The organism is Lysobacter antibioticus (genome assembly GCF_001442535.1).
Taxonomy (GTDB): domain Bacteria; phylum Pseudomonadota; class Gammaproteobacteria; order Xanthomonadales; family Xanthomonadaceae; genus Lysobacter; species Lysobacter antibioticus.
This window is the reverse complement of the sequence record NZ_CP013141.1, coordinates 2,216,386-2,239,205: the sequence shown is the minus strand read 5'-3', so window position 1 is coordinate 2,239,205 and position 22,820 is coordinate 2,216,386. Positions and strand designations below refer to the sequence as shown.

Genomic DNA, 22,820 nt, shown 5'->3' with positions numbered 1-22,820 from the left:
TGGTCCAGGATTCGGACGGGAAGGCGATGCCGTCGAGAACGCGGTCCTGCTCCGGCTTGCCGGTGCCCGACAGCAGTTGCGAGGTCGCCACGCGCGGCTTGTCGGCCAGGCCGACCAGGGCGAGCTTCGGAATCAGGGTGCGTGCGGCGCTGCCCTTGGTCGCCAGGAACACGGCGTCGACGCCGCCTTCCTTGGCCACGAACGGCGCCAGGTCGGCGGTGCCTTCGCCGACGGTGTCGGTGACCTGGGCGCCGCGTGCGGCCAGGCGCTCCTTGAGGGCGGCGATCGCACGGCGCTGGCCTTCGTCGGCGCCGCCGATGGCGAGCACGCGCACGACCTTGCGCTCGAGCAGGTAGTCGGCCGCGGCGATGCCTTCGTCCTCGGGCGTCAGCGAGAAGCTGACGTTGCCGCTGGGCGGGGCGACGTTGCCGCGATTGAGCGCGAGCACCGGCACCGGCAGGGCGGTCTTGCCGAACAGGGCGCTGACTTCGTCGCGGCCGAGCGGGCCGATCACGAAATCGTTGCCCGCGGCGGCGGCCTTGTCGTACGCGGCCAGGGTGCCGCCGGCGGTACCGGAGGTGTCGTAGAAGACGATTTCGGGGCGACGACGGCTTTCGCCGTAATAGCCGGCGAGCAGACCGTCGCGCACCGGCGCCGAAGCGGTCGCGAGCGCGCCGGTCAGCGGCAGCAGTACCGCGAGCTTGACCGGCGGTCGGTAACCATCGCTTTCGGCCGGCGGACGCTGGCCGGCGCCGCTGAAGCTCCAGTTCGAGGTCTGGTCGAACGGCCGCGGCAAGGGCAGGCCGCGCTGCATCAGCTGGCGGCCGAGGTAGTTGTAGAGCGGATCGCCGACCGGCACGGCATCGGCTTCGCGCGCCAGGGCGGCGTTGTCGAGCTGCGACAGCAAGCGTTCGATCTGTTGTTCGTTCTCGGTCCGCGCCGCGCCGCTGAGGCTGGCGTTGTTGCGGGCGAGGTGGGCCGCCTGGGCGATCAGCGGGTTGGCCGCGTTGATCGCGGCGACCGGGCGGGTTTCGACCGTGGCGCAGCCGCCGAGCAGGGCGGTTGCGGCCAGAAGGCTGAACATCCATGTCATCGCGGGCCGGTTTTTCTTTTGATTCATCGGCTTGCATCCGCCGTCCAGCGGCGTTCCTGTGGGACCGGTTAGGATTCTACCCGCCCTTACCGTAACCGTACGATGCAGACCTCCGGCACCCTTCATATTGTGGCAACCCCGATCGGCAACCTCGGCGATCTGTCGCCGCGCGCGCTCGACACCTTGCGCACGGTCGCGGCGATCTGCGCCGAGGACACGCGCCACACTCGCCAATTGTTGGCGCATTTCGGTCTGGAACGGCCGTTATTGGCGCTGCATCAGCACAATGAGGAACAGCAGGCGGCGCAGTTGGTCGCGCGTCTGCAGGCGGGCGAATCGCTGGCCTTGGTGTCCGATGCGGGCACCCCGCTGGTCAGCGATCCGGGCTTCCGCCTGGTGCGCGCGGCGCGCGCGGCCGGCATACGCGTCTCGCCGGTACCCGGCGCCTGCGCCGCCATCGCCGCGCTCAGTGTCGCCGGTCTGGCCTCGGATCGGTTCAGTTTCGAGGGTTTCCTGCCGGCCAAGGGTGCGGCCCGGCGCGAACGCCTGACCCGGCTCGCCGCCGAACCGCAGACCTTATTGTTCTACGAGTCCTCGCATCGGATCGAGGAAACGCTGGACGACATGGTCAACGTGTTCGGCTTCGAGCGGCGGGCGGTGCTGGCGCGCGAGCTGACCAAGTTGTTCGAGACCGTGCTCGACGGCTCGCTCGGCGAACTCGCCGCGCGGGTCAAGGCCGACCCGAACCAGCGCAAGGGCGAGTTCGTGGTGATGGTCGAGGGCGCCGGCGACGATGCCGACGCCAAGGTCGTCGAGGGTCTGCGCCTGTACGCCAAGCTCAAAGAGCATCTGCCGCCGTCGACCGCGGCGAAGGTGGCGGCGGAACTCAGCGGGGCGCCGCGCAAGGCCTTGTACGGCAGCGGCGACTAAGGCGTCGCTATGTCTGGCGACGCTGCGCGCTGACGTTCGAGCGCGGCGACCAGTGCGGCCATCAGTTCGGCACCGGCCCGCACCTGGAAGTTCCAGATGTCTTCCGAGACGAAGATCGGCTGGCCGTTGAGTTGCAGGACGCGTTCGCCGCCGTCGATGCCGCCACAGCGCTCCAGTTCGGTCTCGGTTACGCGGATCGCGCGATAGGCGGGCCAGAAGGCCTCGCGCAATTCGCTTTCGCTCCATGAGGGCAGGCGCTCGGCCAAGTCCTGAGCGTCGGCCAGCCCATGTCGGCGCAGCATGCCCAATGGATACAGCGGGTAATGATCTGCGGGGTCGTCGTTTTGCATGAGCTTGGCCGATCCTTGCCGTGGATGAGGTCGTTTCCGTCGATTCAGGCGCGCGCCGGCGATTCGGCCCGGCGCGTGCGACAATGCCGGCGCGGAGTCGGCCAGGCAGTCGCGTCATCGGATCGCAAGATCCGGTGCCGAGGAAAGTCCGGGCTCCACAGGGCACGGTGCCAGGTAACGCCTGGGCGGCGCAAGCCGACGGAAAGTGCAACAGAGAGTAGACCGCCGAACGGCCCGCAAGGGTGCGTGGTAAGGGTGAAACGGTGCGGTAAGAGCGCACCGCGAGTCTGGCAACAGACCGGCACGGCAAACCCCACCGGGAGCAAAACCAAATAGGGAGACTATGTCGCGGCCCGCGATGTCTCCGGGTAGGTTGCTTGAGCGTAACGGTGACGTTGCGCCTAGAGGAATGACTGTCCACGACAGAACCCGGCTTATCGGCCGGCTTCGCGCTTCTTGGCTACGCCAAGAAGCCCCAAAATTTGCGTTGCAAATTTCGGGCCCCGCTATGTGCGTCCAAATCCCCGCCCCTCCGGGGCGCCCCCTTTACTAAAGGGGGCTCTCGGTACCGAGGGGGTGGCCGGAGTTGTTGTCTCGAAATTTTGGCTTGGCTCCCTCTCCCGCTGGCGGGAGAGGGGCGGGCGAGGGCGGGCGTTCTTCGGGCGCTTTTCCAGGCTTCGCCCTGAACCCCAAAGTTTGCTGCGCAAACTTCGGGCCCCGCTATGCATCTCCAAATCCCCGCCCCGTTGGGGCGCCCCCTTTACTAAAGGGGGCTCTCGACATCGGGGCTTTGTCTGGGGGCTGGTTGCTTGGTGTGGTTGCTGCGGTCGCAACGACCACGGCGGCTTGGCTCCCTCTTCCGCGTGCGGGAGAGGGGGGGAGGGCGGGCGTTCTTCGGGCTCGGCCGCGCTTCCGGATCCCCTCTCTTTGGTACCCGGTGTTGGGCAGGGCGGTTGAGCATCGGGGTCCGCTCGGCACGATCGCATGCCAGTCCGCACGGTGTCGGCCGGGTGCCGGAGCGCGGCAGTCATCGGCGATCCATTCGCTTGCGCATGTTCCGATAGTTGCCGCCGATCGTGCGGGCAAATCCGACCTTCTGCGCTGATCGACACAGGTTGCTGCTTCGCAACAGGACTTTAACAACTGTGACGGCCATCGCGTGAGGGTCACTTTGTGACGTGCTGAGTCTCAAAATGTGAGACGAAACAAAGGTTAGTGGATAAGTCTTGAATAAGACTCTGAAGTCCGCCGCAAGCCATTGATGTGCTTGATGAAATTTGCCCCGGAAAGTTGTTGACAACCCTGTGCACCCTGCTAATGTGGACATCCGAGGGAAAACCTGGGTTTTCGTGGGTTTTCGAGGCCAGCCGTCCAACCGGGCGAATGAACGAGGTGACCCGTCCGGTAGAGACGGGAACCGCAAAGGTGCGCAATGTTCCAGGGCGAAACCGCCATCACGATCGATGACAAGGGACGGCTGGCGGTACCTACCGCCTACCGCGACGTCGTCGCGCGTGAATGCGGCAACCGCCTGGTCATCACCTACAACCCGTTCGAGTCGGGCTCTCTCTATCTGTATCCGCTGTCGATCTGGGAACGCGTCCGCGACCAGGTCAACAAGCTGCCCAAGGCCAAGAAGGTCAACCGCAACATGCAGCTCAAGCTGGTCGGCGCGGCCGCCTTCGTCGAACTCGACGGCAACGGCCGCATCACCCTGCCGGGCAGCCATCGCGCCGCGGTCGGCATCGAGAAGAAAGCCGTCTTGCTGGGCATGGGCGACAAATTCGAGTTATGGAGCGAGCAAGCGCATCACGCGCAGATCCGTCAGACGATCACCGACGACGATCTGAGCGACGAGCTGCTCGACCTGCAGCTATGACGGGCGGTGGCATGGAACGCACGCACGCGCGATCCGGCCACCTTCCCGTGATGTACCGGCAGGCGCTGGATGGCCTGCGGGTGCTCGGGGACGGTGCCTATCTCGACGGCACGTTCGGACGCGGCGGGCATGCCCGCGGCGTACTTGAGCTTTTGCAAGCGCGAGGCCGGCTGCTGGTGATGGACAAGGACCCGGAAGCGATCGCCGTGGCCGAACGCGAGTTCGGTGGCGATCCGCGCGTGTCGATCTATCGCGGCAGCTTCGCCGACCTGGCCCACTGGGACGAAACCGCCGCCGGTCTCGACGGCGTGTTGCTGGACCTGGGCGTGTCCTCGCCGCAGCTCGACGTCGCCGAGCGCGGCTTCAGCTTCGGCAAGGACGGTCCGCTCGACATGCGCATGGACCCGGACAGCGGCCAGAGCGCGGCGCAGTGGCTGGCCACGGCGTCGGAGAAAGAGATCGCCGACGTGCTGTGGACCTATGGCGAAGAGCGCCAGAGCCGCAAGATCGCCCGCACCATCGTCGCCCGCCGCAGCGAGCAGCCCTTGCTGCGCACCGCCCAGTTGGCTGATCTGATCGCCTCGGTGATGCCGCGCGGCGACAACAAGATCCACCCGGCGACCCGCAGCTTCCAGGCGATCCGCATCTTCATCAACCGCGAACTGGCCGATCTAGAAGCCGGCCTCGACGCCGCGCTGGCCCGCCTCAAGCCCGGCGGCCGCCTGGCGGTGATCAGCTTCCACTCGCTCGAAGACCGCATCGTCAAGCAGTTCATCGCCCGCCACTCGAAGGCGCCGCCGGCCAACCGGCGCATGCCGATCGAGCTGGCGTTCACCCCGACCCTGCTGGCGATCGGCGGTGCGCAGAAGGCCTTCGACGAAGAGACCGCGAGCAACCCGCGTGCGCGCAGCGCGGTGCTGCGGGTGGCCGAGAAGCTGGGAGACGGCGCTCAGGGAGGCGCAGCATGATGCGTCTGCTGCTTGCCCTGCTGATCGTCGCCAACGTGGTCTCTGCCCTGTTGGTGGTGTTCGCACGCCACGAGCATCGCCAGTTGTTCGTGCAACTCAACAAGCTTCAACGCGAGCGCGACGAACTCAACATCGAGTTCGGCCGCCTGCAGCTGGAACAGGCGACCTGGGCGGAGAGCAACCGCATCGACCAGGTCGCGCGCGAGCGCATCGGGATGAAGTTCCCGGAAGGCGCCGAAACCGTGGTGATCCGGCCATGACCGGTCGCAAGTCGCATCGCCCCACCCGTAGCGGGCCGCTCGATCGCGTGCTCGGCGACCGCGGCCGCGGCGGCGGTTTCGACCGTCTGGTCGAAGGCATCGGCGAGCGCTTCGCCCGTGCCCGCGAAGATCGCGGCTCGCGCGGCAACAAGCCACGCGGTCGCGTCGCCCAGTTCAACTTGCGCAACCGCCTGATCCTGGTCGGCGGCTCGCTGGGCCTGTGCGCGATCGCTCTGGTCGGGCGCGCGCTCGATCTGCAAGTCATCAGCAACGATTTCTATCGCCAGCAAGGCGACGCGCGCTCGCTGCGCGAGATCCCGATCCCGACCTCGCGCGGCATGATCACCGACCGCAACGGCGAGCCGCTGGCGGTGTCGACGCCGGTCGAGTCGATCTGGGGCAATCCCAAGGAGCTCGCCAAGAACCCCGAGCGTCTGCCGGAGCTGGCCAAGGCGCTGGGCGTGTCGCGCGACGAGTTGACCCGCAAGTTGGCCCAGCGCGCGGGCAAGGAGTTCATGTACCTCAAGCGCCGGATCAATCCGGACGAGGCGCGCAAGATCCTGGCGCACAAGGTGCCGGGGGTGTTTTCGCAGCGCGAGTTCCGCCGCTTCTACCCGCAGGGCGAGGCGATGGCGCACGTGTTGGGCTTCACCAACATCGACGACCGCGGTCAGGAAGGTCTGGAACTGGCGTTCGACCACGAACTGCGCGGTAAGCCCGGCACCAAGCGGGTGATCCGCGACGGCGCCGGCCGCATCGTCGAGAACGTCGATCTGGTGCAGTCGGCCGAGCCGGGCAAGGACCTGACCCTGACCCTCGACCGCCGCATCCAGTACCTGACCTACCGCGAGTTGCGTCGTGCGCTGGTCGAAACCGGCGCCAGCAGCGCCTCGGCGGTCGTGCTCGACATCGAGACCGGCGAGGTGCTGGCGATGGCCAACCTGCCGACCTACAACCCGAACCTGCTCAGCGCCGGCAACCGCGATACCCACCGTAACCGTGCGGTCACCGACGTGGTCGAACCGGGTTCGACGATGAAGCCGATCACCGTCGCCGCCGCCCTCAATGCCGGCGCGGTCAAGCCCACGACCCTGGTCAACACCACGCCGGGCTGGATGCCCAACGGCCGCTATCGCATCACCGACACCCACAACAACGGCGTGCTGACCGTTACGGGCGTGATCACCAAGAGCTCCAACGTCGGCGCGGCCAAGCTCGCCCTGCCGTTGCCGAACGACTACTACTACAACTTCATCCGCGGTTTCGGTTACGGGCAGAAGCCCAACAGCGGCTTCCCGGGCGAGTCCTCGGGTCTGCTGGCGCCGCCGTCGCGCTGGAGCGGCACCACCAAGGCGACCATGTCCTACGGCTATGGCCTGTCGGCCACGCCGGTGCAGATCGCCATGGCCTATGCCGCGATGGCCAACGGCGGCAAGTTGATCCAGCCGACCTTCGTCAAGGGTCAGCGCAACGAAGCGCGGCAGGTGCTGGAGCCGGCGGTGGCCGGCGAGATCATGCGCATGATGCAGACCGTGACCGAGCCGGGCGGCACCGCCAAGCAGGCGGCGATCCTCGGCTATCACGTCGCCGGCAAGACCGGCACCACCCGCAAGTTCAGCGCCACCGGCGGTTACTCGCGCAAGTACGTGTCCTTGTTCGCCGGCGTGGTGCCGGTGGAGAAGCCGCGCTTCTCGATGGTGGTGGTGGTCAGCGAGCCGGACCCGACCAAGCGCGGCTACTACGGCGGCTCGGTGTCGGGCCCGGTGTTCCGCAACGTCATGGACGGCGCGTTGCGCCTGATGGACGTGGCGCCCGACGACATCGAAACCTGGCTGGCGGTGCAGGCCGCGGCCGAAGCCAAGCGCCTCAAGCAGAACGGTGGCAAGCCGAGCGGCCCGGTGGTTCCGGTGGCGACGCAGACCGTCGCTTCGCCGCCGCCGATCGCGGCGAGTGCGTTGGTCCAGGGGGGGGCGCGATGAGTCGCTTGATGCCCTTGGCCGAACTGTTGCCCGACATCGCCGGCATCCCCGGCGATCTGCGTATCACCGGCCTGGTGATGGACAGCCGCGCGGTGCGTCCCGGCAATGCCTTCGTCGCGATCGCCGGCTTCGGCGCCCACGGCCTGGGTTTCGTCGAGCAGGCGCGCGCCAACGGCGCCAGCGCGATCCTGTTCGAGCCGCCCGCGCCCGATGAACTGCCGGCCCCGGCCGATGCGATCGCCGTGCCCGGCCTGCGTGCGCGCCTGGGTGAGATGGGCGACCGCTTCCACGGCCGCGCCACCGAAGCGATGACCGTGGTCGGCGTGACCGGCACCAACGGCAAGACCTCGACCGTGCAGCTGATCGCGCAGGCCTGGGCTCTGCGCGGCATCCGCTGCGGCACCGTCGGTACCCTCGGCGCCGGCCTGTACGGCGAAATCGTCCCGACCGGTTTCACCACCCCGCTGGTGTTGCAGTTGCACGAATTGCTCGCCGACATGCACGACGCCGGCGCGACCGCGATCGCGATGGAAGTCAGCTCGCACGCGCTCGATCAGGGCCGCGTCGCCGGCGTGCATTTCGACGTCGGCGTGTTCACTAATCTGACCCGCGATCATCTCGACTACCACGGCGACATGGCGAGCTACGGTGCAGCCAAGGCGCGCCTGTTCGCATGGTCCGGACTCAAGGCCGCGGCGATCAATCTCGACGACGAGTTCGGCCGCGAACTGATCGCCAAGCTGCCCAAGTCGGTGCGCGCGGTGGGCCTGAGCTCGCGCGATCGCGATAACGCCGTCGTTCGCGCCGAGACCCTGAGCTTCGACAATCGCGGCATCGGCTTCGACCTGGTCGTCGACGGCCAGACCCACGCGGTGGTGTCGCCGCTGCTGGGCCGGTTCAACGTCGACAACCTGCTGGCGGTGGCCGGCACCCTGTACGCGCTCGGCGACCAGCCGGCGCGGATCGCCGAAACCCTGTCGCAGTTGCAGCCGATCCACGGGCGCATGAACCGCCTCGGCGGCGACGGTGTCGCGCCGTTGGTGGTGATCGACTATGCGCACACGCCCGACGCGCTGGAACAGGCGCTGGCGTCGTTGCGCTCGCATGCCGGCGCGCGCCTGATCTGCGTGTTCGGCTGCGGCGGCGAGCGCGACCGCGGCAAGCGCCCGCAGATGGCGGCGATCGCCGAGTACGGCGCCGACCTGGTCATCGTCACCGACGACAATCCGCGCGGCGAAGACGGCGACGTCATCGTCGCCGACATCATGGCCGGCTTGCGCGATCCGCAGCGTGCGTTGGTCCTGCGCGATCGCCGCGCGGCCATCGACCACGCCATCGCCCAGGCCGATGCCGACGACATCGTGTTGATCGCCGGCAAGGGGCACGAGCCTTATCAGGAGATCCATGGCGTGCGCCATGCCTTCGACGACACCGACGTAGCCCGTGCGGCGCTGGAGGCTCGCGCACCGCACATGGATGCGCAAGCGTCGCGGGCCCAGGATGGGCAGGAGCGACCATGAAGAGCCTGCTGCTGTCCGAAATCGCGCGCATGACCGGCGGCCGCCTGCGCGGCGCCGATGCGGCGATCGACCTGGTCGTCACCGACACCCGCGCGCTGCCCGAGACAGGCGCGGCGCTGTTTGTCGCGCTCAAGGGCGAACGCTTCGACGGCCACGACCATGTCGCCAAGCTCGCCGGCAGCGCGGTGGTCGGTGCCCTGGTCGCGCGCGAGATCGATGCCCGGGTCGCCCAGGTGGTGGTCGCCGACACCGAGCGCGCGCTCGCCGACCTCGCCGCCGCAGTGCAGGCGCAGCGCAGCGGCAGCACCGTGGTCGCTATCACCGGCAGCAACGGCAAGACCAGCGTCAAGACCCTGACCGCGGCGATCCTCGAACGCGCCGGCCGTACCTATGCGACGCCGGGCAACCGCAACAACGAGATCGGCCTGCCGCTGGCGGTGCTCGACGCACCGGAAGACGCGCAGTTCGCGATCTACGAAATGGGCGCCGGCAAGCCCGGCGACATCGCTTACCTGGTGCGCGTGGCGCGCCCGCAAGTGGCCCTGGTCAACAACATCGCCCCGGCGCATCTGGAACGCATGGGCAGCCTGCTCGGCATCGCCGACACCAAGGCGGCGATCTACGACGCTTTGCCGGCGGACGGCGTGGCGGTGATCAATGCCGACGACGCCTTCGCTCCGTACTTCGGCGAACGTGCAGCCGGGCGCCGGGTGATCCGCTTCGGCCTGGACGCCAGCGCCGAGGTCACCGCGCACGACGTCCGCCTCGGCACCGAAGGCTCGACCTTCGCACTCGTCGCGCCGCAGGGGCGGGCGGAAATCGCGCTGCAGTTGGTCGGGCGCCACAACGTGCGCAACGCGCTTGCCGCGGCCTCGCTGGCGCTCGCCGCCGGCGCCGGCTTCGACGCGGTCGTTGCCGGCCTGAACGCCGCGCGCCCGGTCGAGGGACGCCTGATCACCCACCGCCTCGACAACGGCGCGGTGTTGATCGACGACAGCTACAACGCCAACCCCGGCTCGACCGCGGCGGCGATCGATGCGCTGGCCGAGATCGGCGGCGAGAACTGGCTGGTGCTCGGCGACATGCGTGAGATCGGCAACGACGAAATCGCGATGCATGTCGAGATCGGCCGCCGCGCCAAGGCTTCCGGCATCCGCCGTCTGTACGCGCTCGGCGCGCTCAGCAGCGCAGCGGCCCAGGCTTTCGGCGAGGGCGGCAGCGTGCACGAAAGCCATGCCGCGCTCGCGCAGACGCTGGCCGCCGACTTGCGCGACGGCGTGCGGGTGTTGGTCAAAGGTTCGCACAGCAGTGCGATGGATCGGATCGTGACGGCGTTGCTGTCCGCGCAGAAGCCCGAACAGGGGAAGGGGACGTCGCATGTTGCTTGAATTGACTCGCTGGCTCGAACAACTGCAGAGCCTGTTCGGCTTGTTCGGCTACCTCACCTTCCGCGGCATCCTCAGCGCGCTGACCGCGCTGGCGCTGTCGTTGTGGTGGGGGCCGGCGGTGATCCGCAAGCTTGCCCAGTACAAGGGCGGCCAGCCGATCCGCCAGGACGGCCCGCAGACGCATTTCTCCAAGGCCGGCACGCCGACCATGGGCGGCGCGCTGATCCTGGTCACGGTGCTGGCTTCGGTGCTGCTGTGGGGCGACCTGCGCAACCGCTATGTCTGGCTGGTGTTGGCGGTGATGCTGGCGTTCGGCGCGATCGGTTGGTACGACGACTGGATCAAGATCGTCCACCGCGACCCCAACGGCCTGAAGTCGCGCTGGAAGTACCTGCTGCAGTCGATCTTCGGCCTGGCCGCGGGTGCGTTCCTGTACTTCACCGCCGATCCGGCCACCGCCGCCAGCACGACCTTCTACGTGCCGCTGATCAAGGCCATCGCGATCCCGCTCGGCGCCGGCCTGATCGTGGTCGCCTATTTCTGGATCGTCGGCTTCTCCAACGCGGTCAACCTGACCGACGGCCTCGACGGCCTGGCGATCATGCCGACCGTGCTGGTCGCCTGCGCGCTGGGCGTGTTCGCCTATGCCTCCGGCCACGCCGAGTTCTCCAAGTACCTGCAGATCCCGCAGGTGCCCGGGGCCGGCGAGCTGGTGATCATCTGCGCGGCGATCGCCGGCGCGGGTCTCGGCTTCCTCTGGTTCAACACCTATCCGGCGATGGTGTTCATGGGCGACATCGGCGCGCTCGCGCTCGGCGCGGTGCTCGGCACCATCGCCGTGATCGTCCGCCAGGAACTGGTGCTGGTGATCATGGGCGGCGTGTTCGTCATCGAGACCTTGTCGGTGATGATCCAGGTCGCCTCGTTCAAGCTCACCGGCAAGCGCGTGTTCCGCATGGCGCCGATCCATCACCACTTCGAACTCAAGGGCTGGCCCGAGCCGCGCGTGATCGTGCGCTTCTGGATCATCTCGGTGGTGTTGGTGCTGGTCGGTCTGGCCACCCTCAAGGTCCGTTGATGGAAAATTCCGCACGCCAGGCAACGCGACTCGACGCCATCCACGGGCGCTACGACCCGTGGTTGCTCGCCGTGTCCGCGGCGCTGGCCTGCGCGGGCGTGATCATGGTCGGCTCGGCCTCGCTCGGCGTCGCCGCGACCCATGCCGTCGATCCGTTCTACTTCCTGACCCGCCACCTGATCTTCCTGTCGGTCGGCCTGGGCCTGGGCTTCTGGCTGATGCGCACCGAGCTCAAGACCATCGAGCAGCACAACCAGTGGTTGCTCTTGGTCTGCGTGGTGTTGCTGCTGCTGGTGTTCGTGCCGGTGATCGGCAAGCAGGTCAACGGCGCCAAGCGCTGGATCAACCTCGGCCCGGCCAGTTTCCAGGCGGTCGAGGCGGTCAAGCTGCTCTATATCGTCTGGCTGGCGAGCTACCTCAAGCGCTTCAGCGAAGACATCTCGGCCACCTGGGGCGCGATGCTCAAGCCGATCGGCGTGGCCGTGGTGCTGGTCGCCTTGTTATTGATGCAGCCCGACTTCGGTTCGTCGTCGCTGCTGCTGGCGATCACCGCCGGCATGCTCGTGCTCGGCGGCGTCAACATGCCGCGGATGTTCGGCCCGGTGCTGATCGGCCTGCCGGTGCTGGCGATCATCGCCATCGCCGAGCCCTACCGCGTTACCCGCCTGACCTCGTTCCTCAACCCCTGGGTCGATCCGTTCGGCACCGGCTATCAGCTGACCAACGCGTTGATGGCGGTCGGCCGCGGCGAGTGGACTGGGGTCGGCCTTGGCGCGTCGGTGCAGAAGCTGTCCTATCTGCCCGAAGCGCACACCGACTTCATCATGGCGGTGATCGGCGAGGAGTTCGGTTTCGCCGGCGTCTGCACCGTGGTCGGCCTGTACGTGCTGTTGGCCGGGCGCGCACTGTGGATCGGTCTGAAGTGCGTCGAGATGCGCCGCCACTTCTCGGGCTACGTCGCCTTCGGCATCGCCCTGTGGATGGGGCTGCAGAGCTTCGTCTCGATCGGCGTGAACCTGGGCTTGCTGCCGACCAAGGGCCTGACTCTGCCGATGATTTCCTACGGCGGCTCGAGCGTGCTGATGAGCTGCGCCGCGCTCGGCGTGCTGTTGCGTGTGTCCTACGAACTCGACCGCGCCCAGCGCCAGGTTGCGCGTTTGCGCGGCGAAGCCGGGCAAGGGCAGGGCGCGGCGCCACCGGCAGCGGCAGCGTCGAATACCGGTCCGGCAGCGTCGGCCAATACGCGCAGCCACGACAACGCGCGCGGCACCAGTCGCCTGCGCCAGCGGGTCGAACCCTCGCTCGGGAGGTCCGCATGAGCGAGCTTCGTTCGAGCGAACGCCCGGTGATGATTCTCGCCGGCGGCACCGGTGGCCATATCTTCCCGGGGCTTGCGGTGGCCAAGGCCTTGCGCGGCCGCAATGTTCCGGTGTGTTGGCTCGGCGCCGACGGCGGCATGGAAACGCGCCTGGTGCCGCAGCACGACGTCGCCATCGACACCATCGCGATCAGCGCCGTGCGCGGCAAGGGCCTGGCCACGTTGCTGCGCGCACCGTTCCGCCTGCTGTCCTCGGTGCGCGCGGCGCAGCGCGTGCTGCGCCAGCGTCAGCCGCGCGCAGTGGTGAGTTTCGGCGGTTACGCGGCCGGCCCCGGCGGCCTGGCCGCGCGCCTGGCCGGCGTGCCGTTGATCGTGCACGAACAGAACCGCGCGCCGGGCATGACCAACCGCGTGCTGTCGCGTTTCGCGCGCCATGTGCTGACCGGCTTTCCGGACACCTTTCCGGGCGGGCACGAAGAAGTGGTCGGCAACCCGGTGCGCGCCGAGATCGCGGCCATCGAGGCGCCGGCGCAACGTTTCGCCGAACGCAGCGGCCCGCTGCGCCTGCTCGTGCTCGGTGGCAGCCAGGGCGCGCGCGCGCTCAACACCGGTGTGCCGGCGGCGATCGCCGGTTTGCGCGGTCGCGTGCCTTGCCAGGTGCGGCACCAGTGCGGCGAGAAGCTGCGCGAGGAAGCCGAGCGCGCCTATGCCGCAGCCGGCGTGGTCGCTTCGGTCGAACCTTTCATCGCCGACATGGCCGCCGCCTACGCCTGGGCCGACCTGGTGGTCTGCCGCGCCGGTGCGCTGACCCTGGCCGAGCTGTGCGCGGCCGGTGTCGGCAGCGTGTTGGTGCCGTTCCCGCAGGCGGTCGACGACCATCAGACCAAGAACGCGCGTTTCCTGGTCGATCGCGGCGCGGCGCAGTTGCTGCCGCAGGCCGGCGACCTCGCCGAACGCCTGTCGGCGACCATCGAAATCCTGGCCGAGCGCGGCGTGCTGTTGCAGATGGCCAACGCCGCGCGCGCCCTGGCCAAACCCGACGCCGCCGAACGCGTCGCCGATGCGGTGCTGGAGGCGGGGCGATGAACGCTGTGAATCGGGAACGGGGAATCGGCAATCGGCGCGCGAGCGTCGTCCGTTCGCCGTCTGTGCAGAGTTGTTTCCTCATTCGTATTTGCAACCGTGGTCGTAGCTGCTTGAACCGATTCCCCATTCCCCATTCCCCATTCCCGGCGAGAGTCAAAGCATGAGCACCGCACTTCGCCGCCGCCTTCAACACACCGGCGACTTGGCCAAGGCCTTTCCGCGCGTGCATTTCGTCGGCATCGGCGGCACCGGCATGAGCGGGATAGCGGAAGTCATGTGCACGCTCGGCTACCAGGTGTCCGGTTCGGACATGGCCGACAACGCGGTGACCCGCCGGCTCGAGGCGATGGGCGTCAGCGTCCACCGCGGCCACGCCGCGGCCAACGTGCTGGGCACCGACTGCGTGGTGGTGTCGAGCGCGATCAAGCACGACAACCCCGAACTGATGGAGGCGCGCGCCCAGCGCATTCCGGTGGTGCCGCGCGCCGAGATGCTGGCCGAGCTGATGCGCTTCCGCCGCGGCATCGCCGTGGCCGGTACCCACGGCAAGACCACCACCACCTCGCTGACCGCCAGCGTGCTGGCCGAAGGCGGGATCGACCCGACCTTCGTGATCGGCGGCAAGCTGCTCGCCGCCGGCGCCAATGCCGGCCTCGGCGGCGGCCAGTGGCTGGTCGCCGAAGCCGACGAGAGCGACGGCAGCTTCCTGCGCCTGAACCCGCAGATCGCCATCGTCACCAACATCGACGCCGATCACCTGGAAAACTACGGCGGCGATTTCGCCAAGGTCCAGGCCGCGTTCGAGGAATTCCTGCATCGCCTGCCGTTCTACGGCCTGGCCGTGCTGTGCATCGACGACGCCAACGTCGCCCGGCTCGCCGCCGAGACGCCGCGCCACGTCATGACCTACGGTTTCGACGAAACCGCCGACGTGCGCGCCGAGGACGTCAGCCAGCGCGGTGGCGCGATGTATTTCACCCTGTGCCTGCCGGACGCCTCGCGCACCGCGGTGACCCTGGCGTTGCCGGGCCGTCACAACGTGCTCAACTCGCTCGCCGCCGCTTCGGTGGCCTGGCAGCTCGGCGTGCAGCCCGACGCGATCGCGCGCGCCTTGGAGAAATTCGAAGGCATCGGCCGCCGCTTCAACCTGCTCGCCGAACTGCGCACCGACAAGGGCGCGGTGGTGCAACTGGTCGACGACTACGGCCATCACCCGAAGGAACTCGAAGCGGTGTTCGCCGCGGCGCGCGGCGGCTGGCCCGACAAGCGCCTGGTGGTGGCCTTCCAGCCGCACCGCTACAGCCGTACCCGCGATCTGTTCGACGACTTCGCCGCGGTGCTGTCCTCGGTCGATGCGCTGGTGCTGACCGAGGTCTATCCGGCCGGCGAAGCGCCGATCGCCGGCGCCGACGCCAAGTCGCTGGCGCGCGCGATCCGCGCGCGCGGCCGCATCGATCCGGTCGTGGTCAGCGGCGCCGGCGATCTCGCCGGGGTCCTGCCCGACGTACTCAACGACGGCGATCTGTTGTTGCTGATGGGCGCCGGCGACATCGGCGCGGCCGCGCAGCAGCTCGCCAGCCATGGTTTCCAGGGAGAATCGAAGTGAGCGTGGTGAGTCCGCAGTTCGCGCCGTTGCGCGTCACCGACCCGGCCGTGTTCGGCCGCGTCGCCGTGCTCATGGGCGGCACCAGCGCCGAGCGCGAAGTGTCGCTGGACTCCGGGCGCGGCGTGCTGGAAGCGCTGCGTTCGCGCGGGGTCGATGCGTTCGCGGTCGACGGCATCCCGGCGCTGATGGAGACCATCCGCAGCGGCGGCGTCGACCGCGTCTTCAACATCCTCCACGGCAACAAGGGCGGCGGCGAAGACGGTGTGCTGCAGGGCGTGCTGGAAGCCCTGGGCGTGCCGTATACCGGTTCGGACGTGCTCGGCTCGGCGCTGGCGATGGACAAGATCCGCACCAAGCAGGTGTGGATGTCGACCGGCCTGCCGACCCCGCGCTACAAGCGCATCGCCAAGGGCGACGACGTCCACGCGGCGGCGCGCGAGATCGGCTTGCCGGTGATCATCAAGCCCTCCAGCGAAGGCTCCAGCGTCGGCGTGTCGCGCGTGCTCAAGGACGCCGACATCGACGAGGCGGTGGCCTTGGCCGCGCGCTATCCGGGCGAGATGCTGATGGAGCAGATGGTGATCGGCGACGAGCTGACCGTGGCCGTGCTGGTCAACGGCGAGGGCTACAGCGCGCTGCCGTCGATCCGCATCGTGCCCAAGGGCGAGTGGTACGACTACCACGCCAAGTACATCGCCGACGACACCCAGTACCTGTGCCCGGGCCTGGACGGCGCCGACGAAGCCGAGATCCGCCGGTTGGCGATGGAAGCCTTCGTCGCCGCGGGTTGCAAGGGCTGGGGCCGGGTCGACGTGATGCGCGACCGCAGCAGCGGCCAGCTGTATCTGATCGAGGTCAACACCGCGCCGGGCATGACCAGCCACTCGCTGGTGCCGAAGGCCGCGCGCCAGGTCGGCATCGAGTACGACGAGCTGTGCTGGCGCGTGCTCGAGGCGACCGTGGTCGCGCCGCCCGCCGTAGGAGGTGACGCGGCGTGAACGCCATGCTCCGCCTCGTCGGTTGGTTGCTTGCGCTGGCCTTGGTCGCGCTGCCGGTCGTAGCCGTGCTCAACGGCTGGGTCGGCGCGAACCAGTGGCCGCTCAAGCGCCTGCGTGTGACCGGCGAGTTCGAGCGGGTGGATGCGGTGTCGTTGCGCAAGACCTTGCTGCCGTATGCCCAGCGCGGCTTCTTCGCGGTGGATCTGGCGGCCGCGCAGGATTCGGTGGCCAAGCTGCCGTGGGTCGAGCATGCCGAAGTGCGTAAGCGCTGGCCCGACGTGCTGGAAGTCAGCGTGATCGAACACAAGCCGTTCGCGCGCTGGGGCAAGGACCAGTTGTTGTCGGAGCAAGGACGCCTGTTTCCGGTCGACGGCATCCAGGTGCCGGACGGTCTGCCGCAGTTCGGCGGACCCGATGCGCGGGTCGCCGACGTGGTCGCGCTCTACAACGAATCGCGCGAGCTGTTCGCCCCGGTCGGCATGGACGTGAGGCAGGTCGAGGTGGACCAGCGCGGCAGTTGGACGCTCGGTCTGGGCAACGGCGCGCAGATCGTGGTCGGGCGCAGCGAAGCGCGCGCCCGCCTGGGCCGCTTCGTCAGGTTGTTGCCGCAGTTGTTGGCCCAGCGCGTGCAAGTGCTCGCGCGCGCCGATCTTCGTTACACCAATGGTTTTTCGCTGTCCTGGGCGCCCGTGCAGGCACCCGAGGCGGCACCGAAACAGCAGCAAGGACAGTCATGAACCGCAAAGGCGACAAGTCGCTGATCGTAGGCCTCGACATCGGCACCTCCAAGGTGGTGGCGCTGGTGGGCGAGTACACGCCTTCGGACGGCCGGCCCGGCACTCCGATCGAAGTCATCGGCATCGGCTCGCACGAATCGCGCGGTCTCAAGCGCGGCGTCGTGGTCGACATCGAATCGACGGTGCAGTCGATCCAGCGGGCGATCGAGGAAGCCGAGCTGATGGCCGGCTGCGAGATCCGCTCGGTCTACGCTTCGATCTCCGGCAACCACATCCAGTGCCGCAACTCGCAGGGCATCGCCCCGATCCGCGACGGCGAGGTTACCTACGGCGATCTCGACCGCGTGCTGGAAGCGGCCAAGGCGGTGGCGATCCCGGCCGACCAGAAGATCCTGCACGCGATCCCGCGCGACTACGTGCTCGACGATTCGCAGGAAGGCATCCGCAACCCGGTCGGCATGACCGGCGTGCGCCTGGAAGTGCACGCGCACCTGGTCGTGTGCGCGCAGTCGGCCGCGGCCAACATCAGCAAGTGCGTGCAGCGTTGCGGCCTGCAGGTCGACGACCTGATCCTCGGCGTGCTCGCCTCGAGCAATGCCGTGCTGACCAGCGACGAGCGCGAGCTCGGCGTGGTCCTGGTCGACATCGGCGCCGGCACCACCGACATCGCGGTGTTCGTGCAGGGAGCGATCGCGCACAGCGCGAGCCTGCCGATCGCCGGCGACAAGGTCACCGAAGACATCGCCCACATGCTGCGCACGCCGACCCCGGAAGCCGAGCAGATCAAGGTCCGCTACGCCTGCGCCTTGGCGCAGATGGCGACGGCCGAGGAATCGATCCAGGTGCCGAGCGTCGGCGACCGCCCGCCGCGGCGCATGCCGCGTCACTCGCTGGCGCAGGCGGTGCAGGCGCGCTACGAGGAAATCTTCGAAATGATCCAGGCCGAACTGCGCCGCTCGGGTTTCGAGCACCACGTGCGCGCCGGCATGGTCCTGACCGGCGGCGCCTCGAAGATGGAAGGCGTGGTCGAGCTGGCCGAGGAAATGCTGCAGATGCCGGTGCGGGTGGGCATTCCGCAGCACGTCACCGGCCTGGGCGAAGTGGTCGGCAACCCGGTTCATGCGACCGGCGTGGGCCTGCTGCTGATGGGCAGCCAGATCGAGAACCCGCGCCGCCCGGTGATCTCCACCGGTCGCGCCGGCAGCTTCTTCAACAAGATCAAGAACTGGTATCGCGGCGAGTTCTGACTGCCGGGATTCGGGCGCCGGGATTCGGGATTGGTAAGAGCAACAGCAATAAGCACGAGCAACAGCACTGGCAGGTTGTGGCAACGGCAGTAAACGGCAGTACCAGCAGTCAAAAACCAAAAACGTCGTAGAGGAAGGCATCGAGATCAGGGCTTCGCATTTGCGACTCCCGAATCCCGATTCCCGAATCCCGGCACTAATAAGAGGACGAGGACATGGCACATTTCGAACTGGTTGAAAAAATGGCCCCGAACGCGGTCATCAAGGTCGTTGGCGTGGGTGGCGGCGGCGGCAACGCCGTGGCGCACATGGTCAGCGGCAACGTCGACGGCGTGGAGTTCATCACCGCCAACACCGACGCGCAGGCGATCAAGAACTGCGGCGCCAAGCTGCAGCTGCAGCTCGGCAGCAACGTCACCAAGGGCCTGGGCGCAGGCGCGAATCCGGAGGTCGGTCGTCAGGCCGCCTTGGAAGATCGCGAACGCATCATGGACGCGCTGACCGGCGCCGACATGGTCTTCATCACCGCCGGCATGGGCGGCGGCACCGGCACCGGCGCGGCGCCGGTGGTGGCCCAGCTCGCCAAGGAGATGGGCATCCTGACCGTCGCGGTCGTCACCAAGCCGTTCCCGTTCGAAGGCCGCCGCCGTATGCAGGTCGCGCTGAAGGGCATCGAGGAGCTGTCGCACCACTGCGATTCGCTGATCACCATCCCGAACGAGAAGCTGATCACCGTGCTGGGCCGCAACGCCACCATGATCCAGGCCTTCCGTGCCGCCAACGACGTGCTGCTCGGCGCCGTGCAGGGCATCGCCGACCTGATCGTGCGTCCGGGCCTGATCAACGTCGACTTCGCCGACGTGCGCACGGTCATGAGCGAGATGGGTCTGGCGATGATGGGCACCGGCGCCGCTCGCGGCGACGACCGCGCCCAGGCCGCGGCCGAGTCGGCGATCCAGAACCCGCTGCTCGACGACGTCAACCTGGCCGGCGCCAACGGCATCCTGGTCAACATCACCGCCGGTCCGGACTTCACCATGGCCGAGTTCGACGAAGTCGGCCGCACCATCGAGAACTTCGCTTCCGAAGACGCGACCGTGGTCATCGGCACCGTGCTCGACCCGGACATGCAGGACGAGGTCAGGGTCACCGTGGTCGCCACCGGCCTCAACCGCGTCGCCGCCAAGCAGTCGGTGCGCGGTCACGGCCACGACCGCGAATCGCAGCGCGCGCCGATTCAACTGGTGCGCAACGCGACCACCGGCCAGCCGGAGTTCTCGGCGATGGACGACGTCGGCCATGCGCCGATGCCGAGCTTCGGCGGCAGCCTGCGCGGCAGCTCGCGCCAGGAACCGACCGGCCCGGCCGTGGCGGACTTCGGCAGCGACAACAGCTACCTGGACATCCCGGCGTTCCTGCGCCGCCAGGCGGACTGAAAATCAGGAATGAGCGCGCAGCAGTGAGAAACGAGTAGGAGCGGTTGCTCCCACTCACTCCTCACTTTTCTGAACTCGTTCCTGCCGTAAAGCACCAAGGGCCGGACTCGTCCCCGGCCCGAGGCATCTTGCCCCGGCGTAAGCGCGGGGCCTTGGGCCGGTCGGCCCCACCCCTCGGGGCGGCCGACCGGTCAGTTTGACGAGCGCTGTTGACAACGGCGGGACAGTGTGTCCTTTCCGTTCAGGTTCAGGGTTGCGCATGCTAATCTTGCGCGGCTTCGTTTCACCCCCATCCAGTGGTCGGTCCCCTTCGCGTCCGCAGGCTTTGCGGACCGATGCCGACACCATCACTCCATGTCCGCGGAAGTCTCCCCACGACCATGCTGCGTCAGCGCACCCTCAAGAATGTGATCCGCGCCACCGGCGTGGGCCTGCACAGCGGCGAGAAGGTCTTTCTCACCCTGCGCCCGGCGCCGACCGATACCGGCATCGTGTTCCGCCGCGTCGATCTCGACCCGGTGGTGGAACTGCCTGCGCGCGCCGACCTGGTGACCGAGACTACCTTGTGCACGGGCCTGACCTACGGCGCCGGCAAGGTCATGACGGTCGAGCATCTGCTGTCGGCGATGGCCGGGCTCGGCATCGACAATTGCTATGTCGAACTGTCGGCACCGGAAGTGCCGATCATGGACGGCTCGGCCGGTCCGTTCGTGTTCCTGCTGCAGTCGGCGGGCATCGCCGAGCAGGACGCGCCCAAGCGTTTCATCCGCATCAAGCATCCGGTCGAAGTGCGCGACGGCGACAAGGTCGCCCGTTTCGAGCCCTTCGACGGTTTCCGCCTGGGTTTCACCGTGGTCTTCGACCATCCGGCGATTCCGGCGGCGCAGTCGCGCGCGCAAGTCGAGTTCTCGACCGAGAACTACATCCGCGAAGTCAGCCGCGCCCGTACCTTCGGTTTCATGCGTGACCTGGAATACATGCGCGAGCGCAATCTCGGCCTCGGCGGCTCGATGGACAATGCGATCGTGCTCGACGAATTCCGCGTCCTCAACGACGACGGCCTGCGTTACGCCGACGAATTCGTTCGTCACAAGATCCTCGACGCCGTCGGCGATCTCTACCTCGCCGGCCACGCCATCATCGGCGCCTACGAGGGTTACAAGTCCGGCCACGCGCTCAACAACAAGCTCGTGCGTGCCCTGCTGGCCGAACGCTCGGCCTGGGAGCAGGTCACCTATACCGGCGCAGAGCCGACTCCGGTGGCCTACGGCGAGCCCATTCCGGCCTGATCCGGCCTGATCGGGAACCCGAATCGGCCCAAGCGGCCGAGTGCGGATGCCGGCGAACGGCGCGCAAAACTGAATGCGCGACCCGCCTCCGGGCCGGAAAATCAAGAACGTTAACGCGGTCACACTCGTGAACGGCGCGTGACGCCTTAACTAATTTCTAACGAAACCTTTCTGAAATGCTTCCGGCTCTTTAACAAAGCCGAGGGGTAGGGCCAGTAGGATTCCCCGACCCCGGCTCTCGGACCCCCGCCGGTTTGCGTCGACGACGCGGACCGCCCCGAGTGTCAGCCGGCGTCGCTGGGCCCTGACGGATCAGGTTTCTTCAGCGATGCCAGCGCGGCTTGCAGCGCTTCTTGCGTCGCGGCCGACATGGGTTTGGCCTTCCTCACCGGCGCTGCCGCCGGCATGGGAATCGTCGTCTTGACGACGAATTCGGCCGCTTCCAGCCCGACGGATCGGGCTGCGTCGAGCAGTTCCGGAGCCGCGAGCCTGAGTTTGGCGCGCCACACCGGAGCATCGACGACATACACGAGCCTGCCGCGTTCGAAGTTGGCCAACCGCGCGTGCGCGGCGAGCGAAGGCGGCAGGTAGGGGCGTAACCGACGGTCCAGTTCGTCGAGCCACAGGGCTCGGCGGATCGGGTTGCCAGCGGGGTCTTCGAGCAGTGCATCCAGGGCGATGCGCGGCTTACAGGGGCCGCGCGACGGCGGCTTGGGCTTGGAATAAGACATCGGACACATGACCTATAAAACCATCGTAGACAACACACGAGCCAGGCTGGGCGAGTTCTTCCAGCAGGCCGGACGGATCGGCTCCCGCCGTCCGGCGCTCGCCATCGCATTGCTGCTTGGCACCGGCGTCAGCATCGGTGCCGGTGCGGGCATCGCCGACAACCGCATGCTACGCGCGCAGTTGACCCAGCAGCAGGCCCAGATCACCGCGACGCGCCGCGACGCGCAGCGCGAGATCAACGCCCTCGCCGCACGCATGGGCGAATTGCAGGCCGAAGCCAACCGTCTCAACGCGCTCGGCGAGCGCCTGACCCGGATCGGCCAGTTGCAGGACGGCGAGTTCGATTTCGAAAAGCCGGTCGGCGTCGGTGGCGCCGGTCCGGTGCGCGACATGGCCAAGCCCGAGCTCGACGCCGGCATGGACCTGCTCGATCGCCAGTTCAAGGCCTCCGGCGAACAGCTCTCGGTGCTCGAGTCGCTGTTGTTCAATCGCCAGATCGACATGAATGCGGTGCCCTCGCGTGCACCGATCGCCAACAGCTATATCACCTCCGGCTTCGGCGGCCGCGCCGACCCGTTCAACGGCGGTGCCGCGTTCCACAAGGGCATCGATTTCGAGGCCGATGTGGGCGACCCGGTGCTGGCCGTGGCCGACGGCGTGGTCAGCTACTCCGGCGTGCGTTCGGGCTACGGCAATGTGATCGAGATCGACCACGGCAACGGCTACGTGACGCGTTATGCGCACAACTCCAGCCTGCTGCTCAAGGTCGGCGAGCTGGTCCGCGCCGGCCAGGAGATCGCCAAGGCCGGCTCCAGCGGCCGCTCCACCGGCGCTCACGTGCATTTCGAAGTCTGGGAAGGCGGTCGGGTCGTGAACCCGCTCAAGTTCCTCAACCAGCAATCCCCGTTGAGGGGGTGAACCAAGCC

At 67.9% G+C, this 22,820-nt stretch carries 19 protein-coding genes, 1 other RNA gene and 1 pseudogene (1 of these 21 running past the window's edge); 18 read left to right on the top strand and 3 right to left on the bottom strand.

The window, feature by feature from the left end:
• Window positions 1-814: the 5' portion of a penicillin-binding protein activator gene (locus GLA29479_RS09015; protein WP_425599979.1), read on the bottom strand. The gene continues 20 nt to the left of window position 1, outside the view; 814 of the gene's 834 nt are visible here — the first part of the coding sequence; it begins with the start codon at window positions 812-814; the stop codon falls past the left edge of the window.
• Between the two features lie 381 nt (window positions 815-1,195).
• Here GLA29479_RS09015 and rsmI point away from each other — a divergent pair, with 381 nt between their 5' ends.
• A complete protein-coding gene (rsmI, locus tag GLA29479_RS09010; protein WP_057971385.1) occupies window positions 1,196-2,023 on the top strand; it encodes a 16S rRNA (cytidine(1402)-2'-O)-methyltransferase in 828 nt (275 codons plus the stop codon).
• Here the strand turns inward: rsmI and GLA29479_RS09005 are convergent.
• Window positions 2,020-2,373: a hypothetical protein gene (locus tag GLA29479_RS09005; RefSeq protein WP_057971384.1), complete on the bottom strand. Its 354-nt coding sequence runs from the start codon at window positions 2,371-2,373 to the stop codon at window positions 2,020-2,022. The genes rsmI and GLA29479_RS09005 overlap by 4 nt on opposite strands.
• 93 nt (window positions 2,374-2,466) lie before the next feature.
• Between GLA29479_RS09005 and rnpB the strand changes: the two genes are divergently transcribed.
• The 16 genes and pseudogenes from rnpB to lpxC all read left to right on the top strand — a co-directional run bounded on the left by rnpB (window position 2,467) and on the right by lpxC (window position 21,162).
• An RNA gene (gene rnpB, locus GLA29479_RS23355) (RNase P RNA component class A) lies at window positions 2,467-2,826 on the top strand.
• Window positions 2,827-3,805: 979 nt separating this feature from the next.
• Window positions 3,806-4,252, top strand: coding sequence for a division/cell wall cluster transcriptional repressor MraZ (gene mraZ, locus GLA29479_RS09000; RefSeq protein ID WP_057916931.1), 447 nt, complete (start codon window positions 3,806-3,808; stop codon window positions 4,250-4,252).
• Between the two features lie 11 nt (window positions 4,253-4,263).
• The gene (gene rsmH / locus GLA29479_RS08995) at window positions 4,264-5,220 is read left to right on the top strand and encodes a 16S rRNA (cytosine(1402)-N(4))-methyltransferase RsmH (RefSeq protein ID WP_237051741.1); all 957 of its coding nucleotides are present in this window, start codon (window positions 4,264-4,266) and stop codon (window positions 5,218-5,220) included.
• A complete protein-coding gene (gene ftsL / locus GLA29479_RS08990; RefSeq protein WP_031371593.1) occupies window positions 5,217-5,480 on the top strand; it encodes a cell division protein FtsL in 264 nt (87 codons plus the stop codon). Before rsmH ends, ftsL begins: the two co-directional genes overlap by 4 nt.
• Window positions 5,477-7,459: a peptidoglycan D,D-transpeptidase FtsI family protein gene (locus GLA29479_RS08985; protein WP_082638440.1), complete on the top strand. Its 1,983-nt coding sequence runs from the start codon at window positions 5,477-5,479 to the stop codon at window positions 7,457-7,459. Before ftsL ends, GLA29479_RS08985 begins: the two co-directional genes overlap by 4 nt.
• Entirely contained in the window at window positions 7,456-8,979 is a 1,524-nt protein-coding gene (locus GLA29479_RS08980; protein ID WP_057971383.1) for a UDP-N-acetylmuramoyl-L-alanyl-D-glutamate--2,6-diaminopimelate ligase, read from the top strand. Before GLA29479_RS08985 ends, GLA29479_RS08980 begins: the two co-directional genes overlap by 4 nt.
• Window positions 8,976-10,367, top strand: a complete 1,392-nt coding sequence (locus tag GLA29479_RS08975) for a UDP-N-acetylmuramoyl-tripeptide--D-alanyl-D-alanine ligase (protein ID WP_057971382.1) — start codon at window positions 8,976-8,978, stop codon at window positions 10,365-10,367. The genes GLA29479_RS08980 and GLA29479_RS08975 overlap by 4 nt, the downstream gene beginning before the upstream one ends.
• On the top strand, window positions 10,357-11,445 hold the full coding sequence (gene mraY / locus GLA29479_RS08970) for a phospho-N-acetylmuramoyl-pentapeptide-transferase (RefSeq protein WP_057916935.1): 1,089 nt from the start codon (window positions 10,357-10,359) through the stop codon (window positions 11,443-11,445). The genes GLA29479_RS08975 and mraY overlap by 11 nt, the downstream gene beginning before the upstream one ends.
• The gene (ftsW, locus tag GLA29479_RS08965; protein WP_057971381.1) at window positions 11,445-12,764 is read left to right on the top strand and encodes a putative lipid II flippase FtsW; all 1,320 of its coding nucleotides are present in this window, start codon (window positions 11,445-11,447) and stop codon (window positions 12,762-12,764) included. Before mraY ends, ftsW begins: the two co-directional genes overlap by 1 nt.
• Window positions 12,761-13,849, top strand: a complete 1,089-nt coding sequence (gene murG, locus GLA29479_RS08960) for an undecaprenyldiphospho-muramoylpentapeptide beta-N-acetylglucosaminyltransferase (RefSeq protein ID WP_057916937.1) — start codon at window positions 12,761-12,763, stop codon at window positions 13,847-13,849. Before ftsW ends, murG begins: the two co-directional genes overlap by 4 nt.
• Window positions 13,850-14,009: 160 nt before the next feature.
• Complete coding sequence (murC, locus tag GLA29479_RS08955; protein ID WP_057916938.1) at window positions 14,010-15,455, top strand: UDP-N-acetylmuramate--L-alanine ligase; 1,446 nt, start codon at window positions 14,010-14,012, stop codon at window positions 15,453-15,455.
• Window positions 15,456-15,460: 5 nt separating this feature from the next.
• Window positions 15,461-16,453: a D-alanine--D-alanine ligase gene (locus GLA29479_RS08950; protein WP_144436754.1), complete on the top strand. Its 993-nt coding sequence runs from the start codon at window positions 15,461-15,463 to the stop codon at window positions 16,451-16,453.
• Window positions 16,450-17,178: pseudogene (locus tag GLA29479_RS08945) on the top strand (cell division protein FtsQ/DivIB); the annotation flags it as partial. The gene GLA29479_RS08950 and the pseudogene GLA29479_RS08945, both read left to right, overlap by 4 nt.
• An 8-nt stretch (window positions 17,179-17,186) precedes the next feature.
• On the top strand, window positions 17,187-18,437 hold the full coding sequence (gene ftsA, locus GLA29479_RS08940; protein ID WP_031371603.1) for a cell division protein FtsA: 1,251 nt from the start codon (window positions 17,187-17,189) through the stop codon (window positions 18,435-18,437).
• 215 nt (window positions 18,438-18,652) lie between these two features.
• Entirely contained in the window at window positions 18,653-19,873 is a 1,221-nt protein-coding gene (gene ftsZ / locus GLA29479_RS08935) for a cell division protein FtsZ (RefSeq protein ID WP_057916941.1), read from the top strand.
• 380 nt (window positions 19,874-20,253) lie between these two features.
• Window positions 20,254-21,162 (top strand): UDP-3-O-acyl-N-acetylglucosamine deacetylase, encoded by a 909-nt coding sequence (gene lpxC, locus GLA29479_RS08930; protein ID WP_057916942.1) that lies wholly within the window; start codon window positions 20,254-20,256, stop codon window positions 21,160-21,162.
• Between the two features lie 284 nt (window positions 21,163-21,446).
• Here lpxC and GLA29479_RS08925 read toward each other — a convergent pair whose 3' ends face one another.
• Window positions 21,447-21,893: a DciA family protein gene (locus tag GLA29479_RS08925; RefSeq protein ID WP_057971379.1), complete on the bottom strand. Its 447-nt coding sequence runs from the start codon at window positions 21,891-21,893 to the stop codon at window positions 21,447-21,449.
• 7 nt (window positions 21,894-21,900) lie between these two features.
• Between GLA29479_RS08925 and GLA29479_RS08920 the strand changes: the two genes are divergently transcribed.
• Entirely contained in the window at window positions 21,901-22,812 is a 912-nt protein-coding gene (locus tag GLA29479_RS08920) for a M23 family metallopeptidase (protein WP_057916943.1), read from the top strand.
• The last annotated feature ends 8 nt before the right edge of the window (window positions 22,813-22,820 follow it).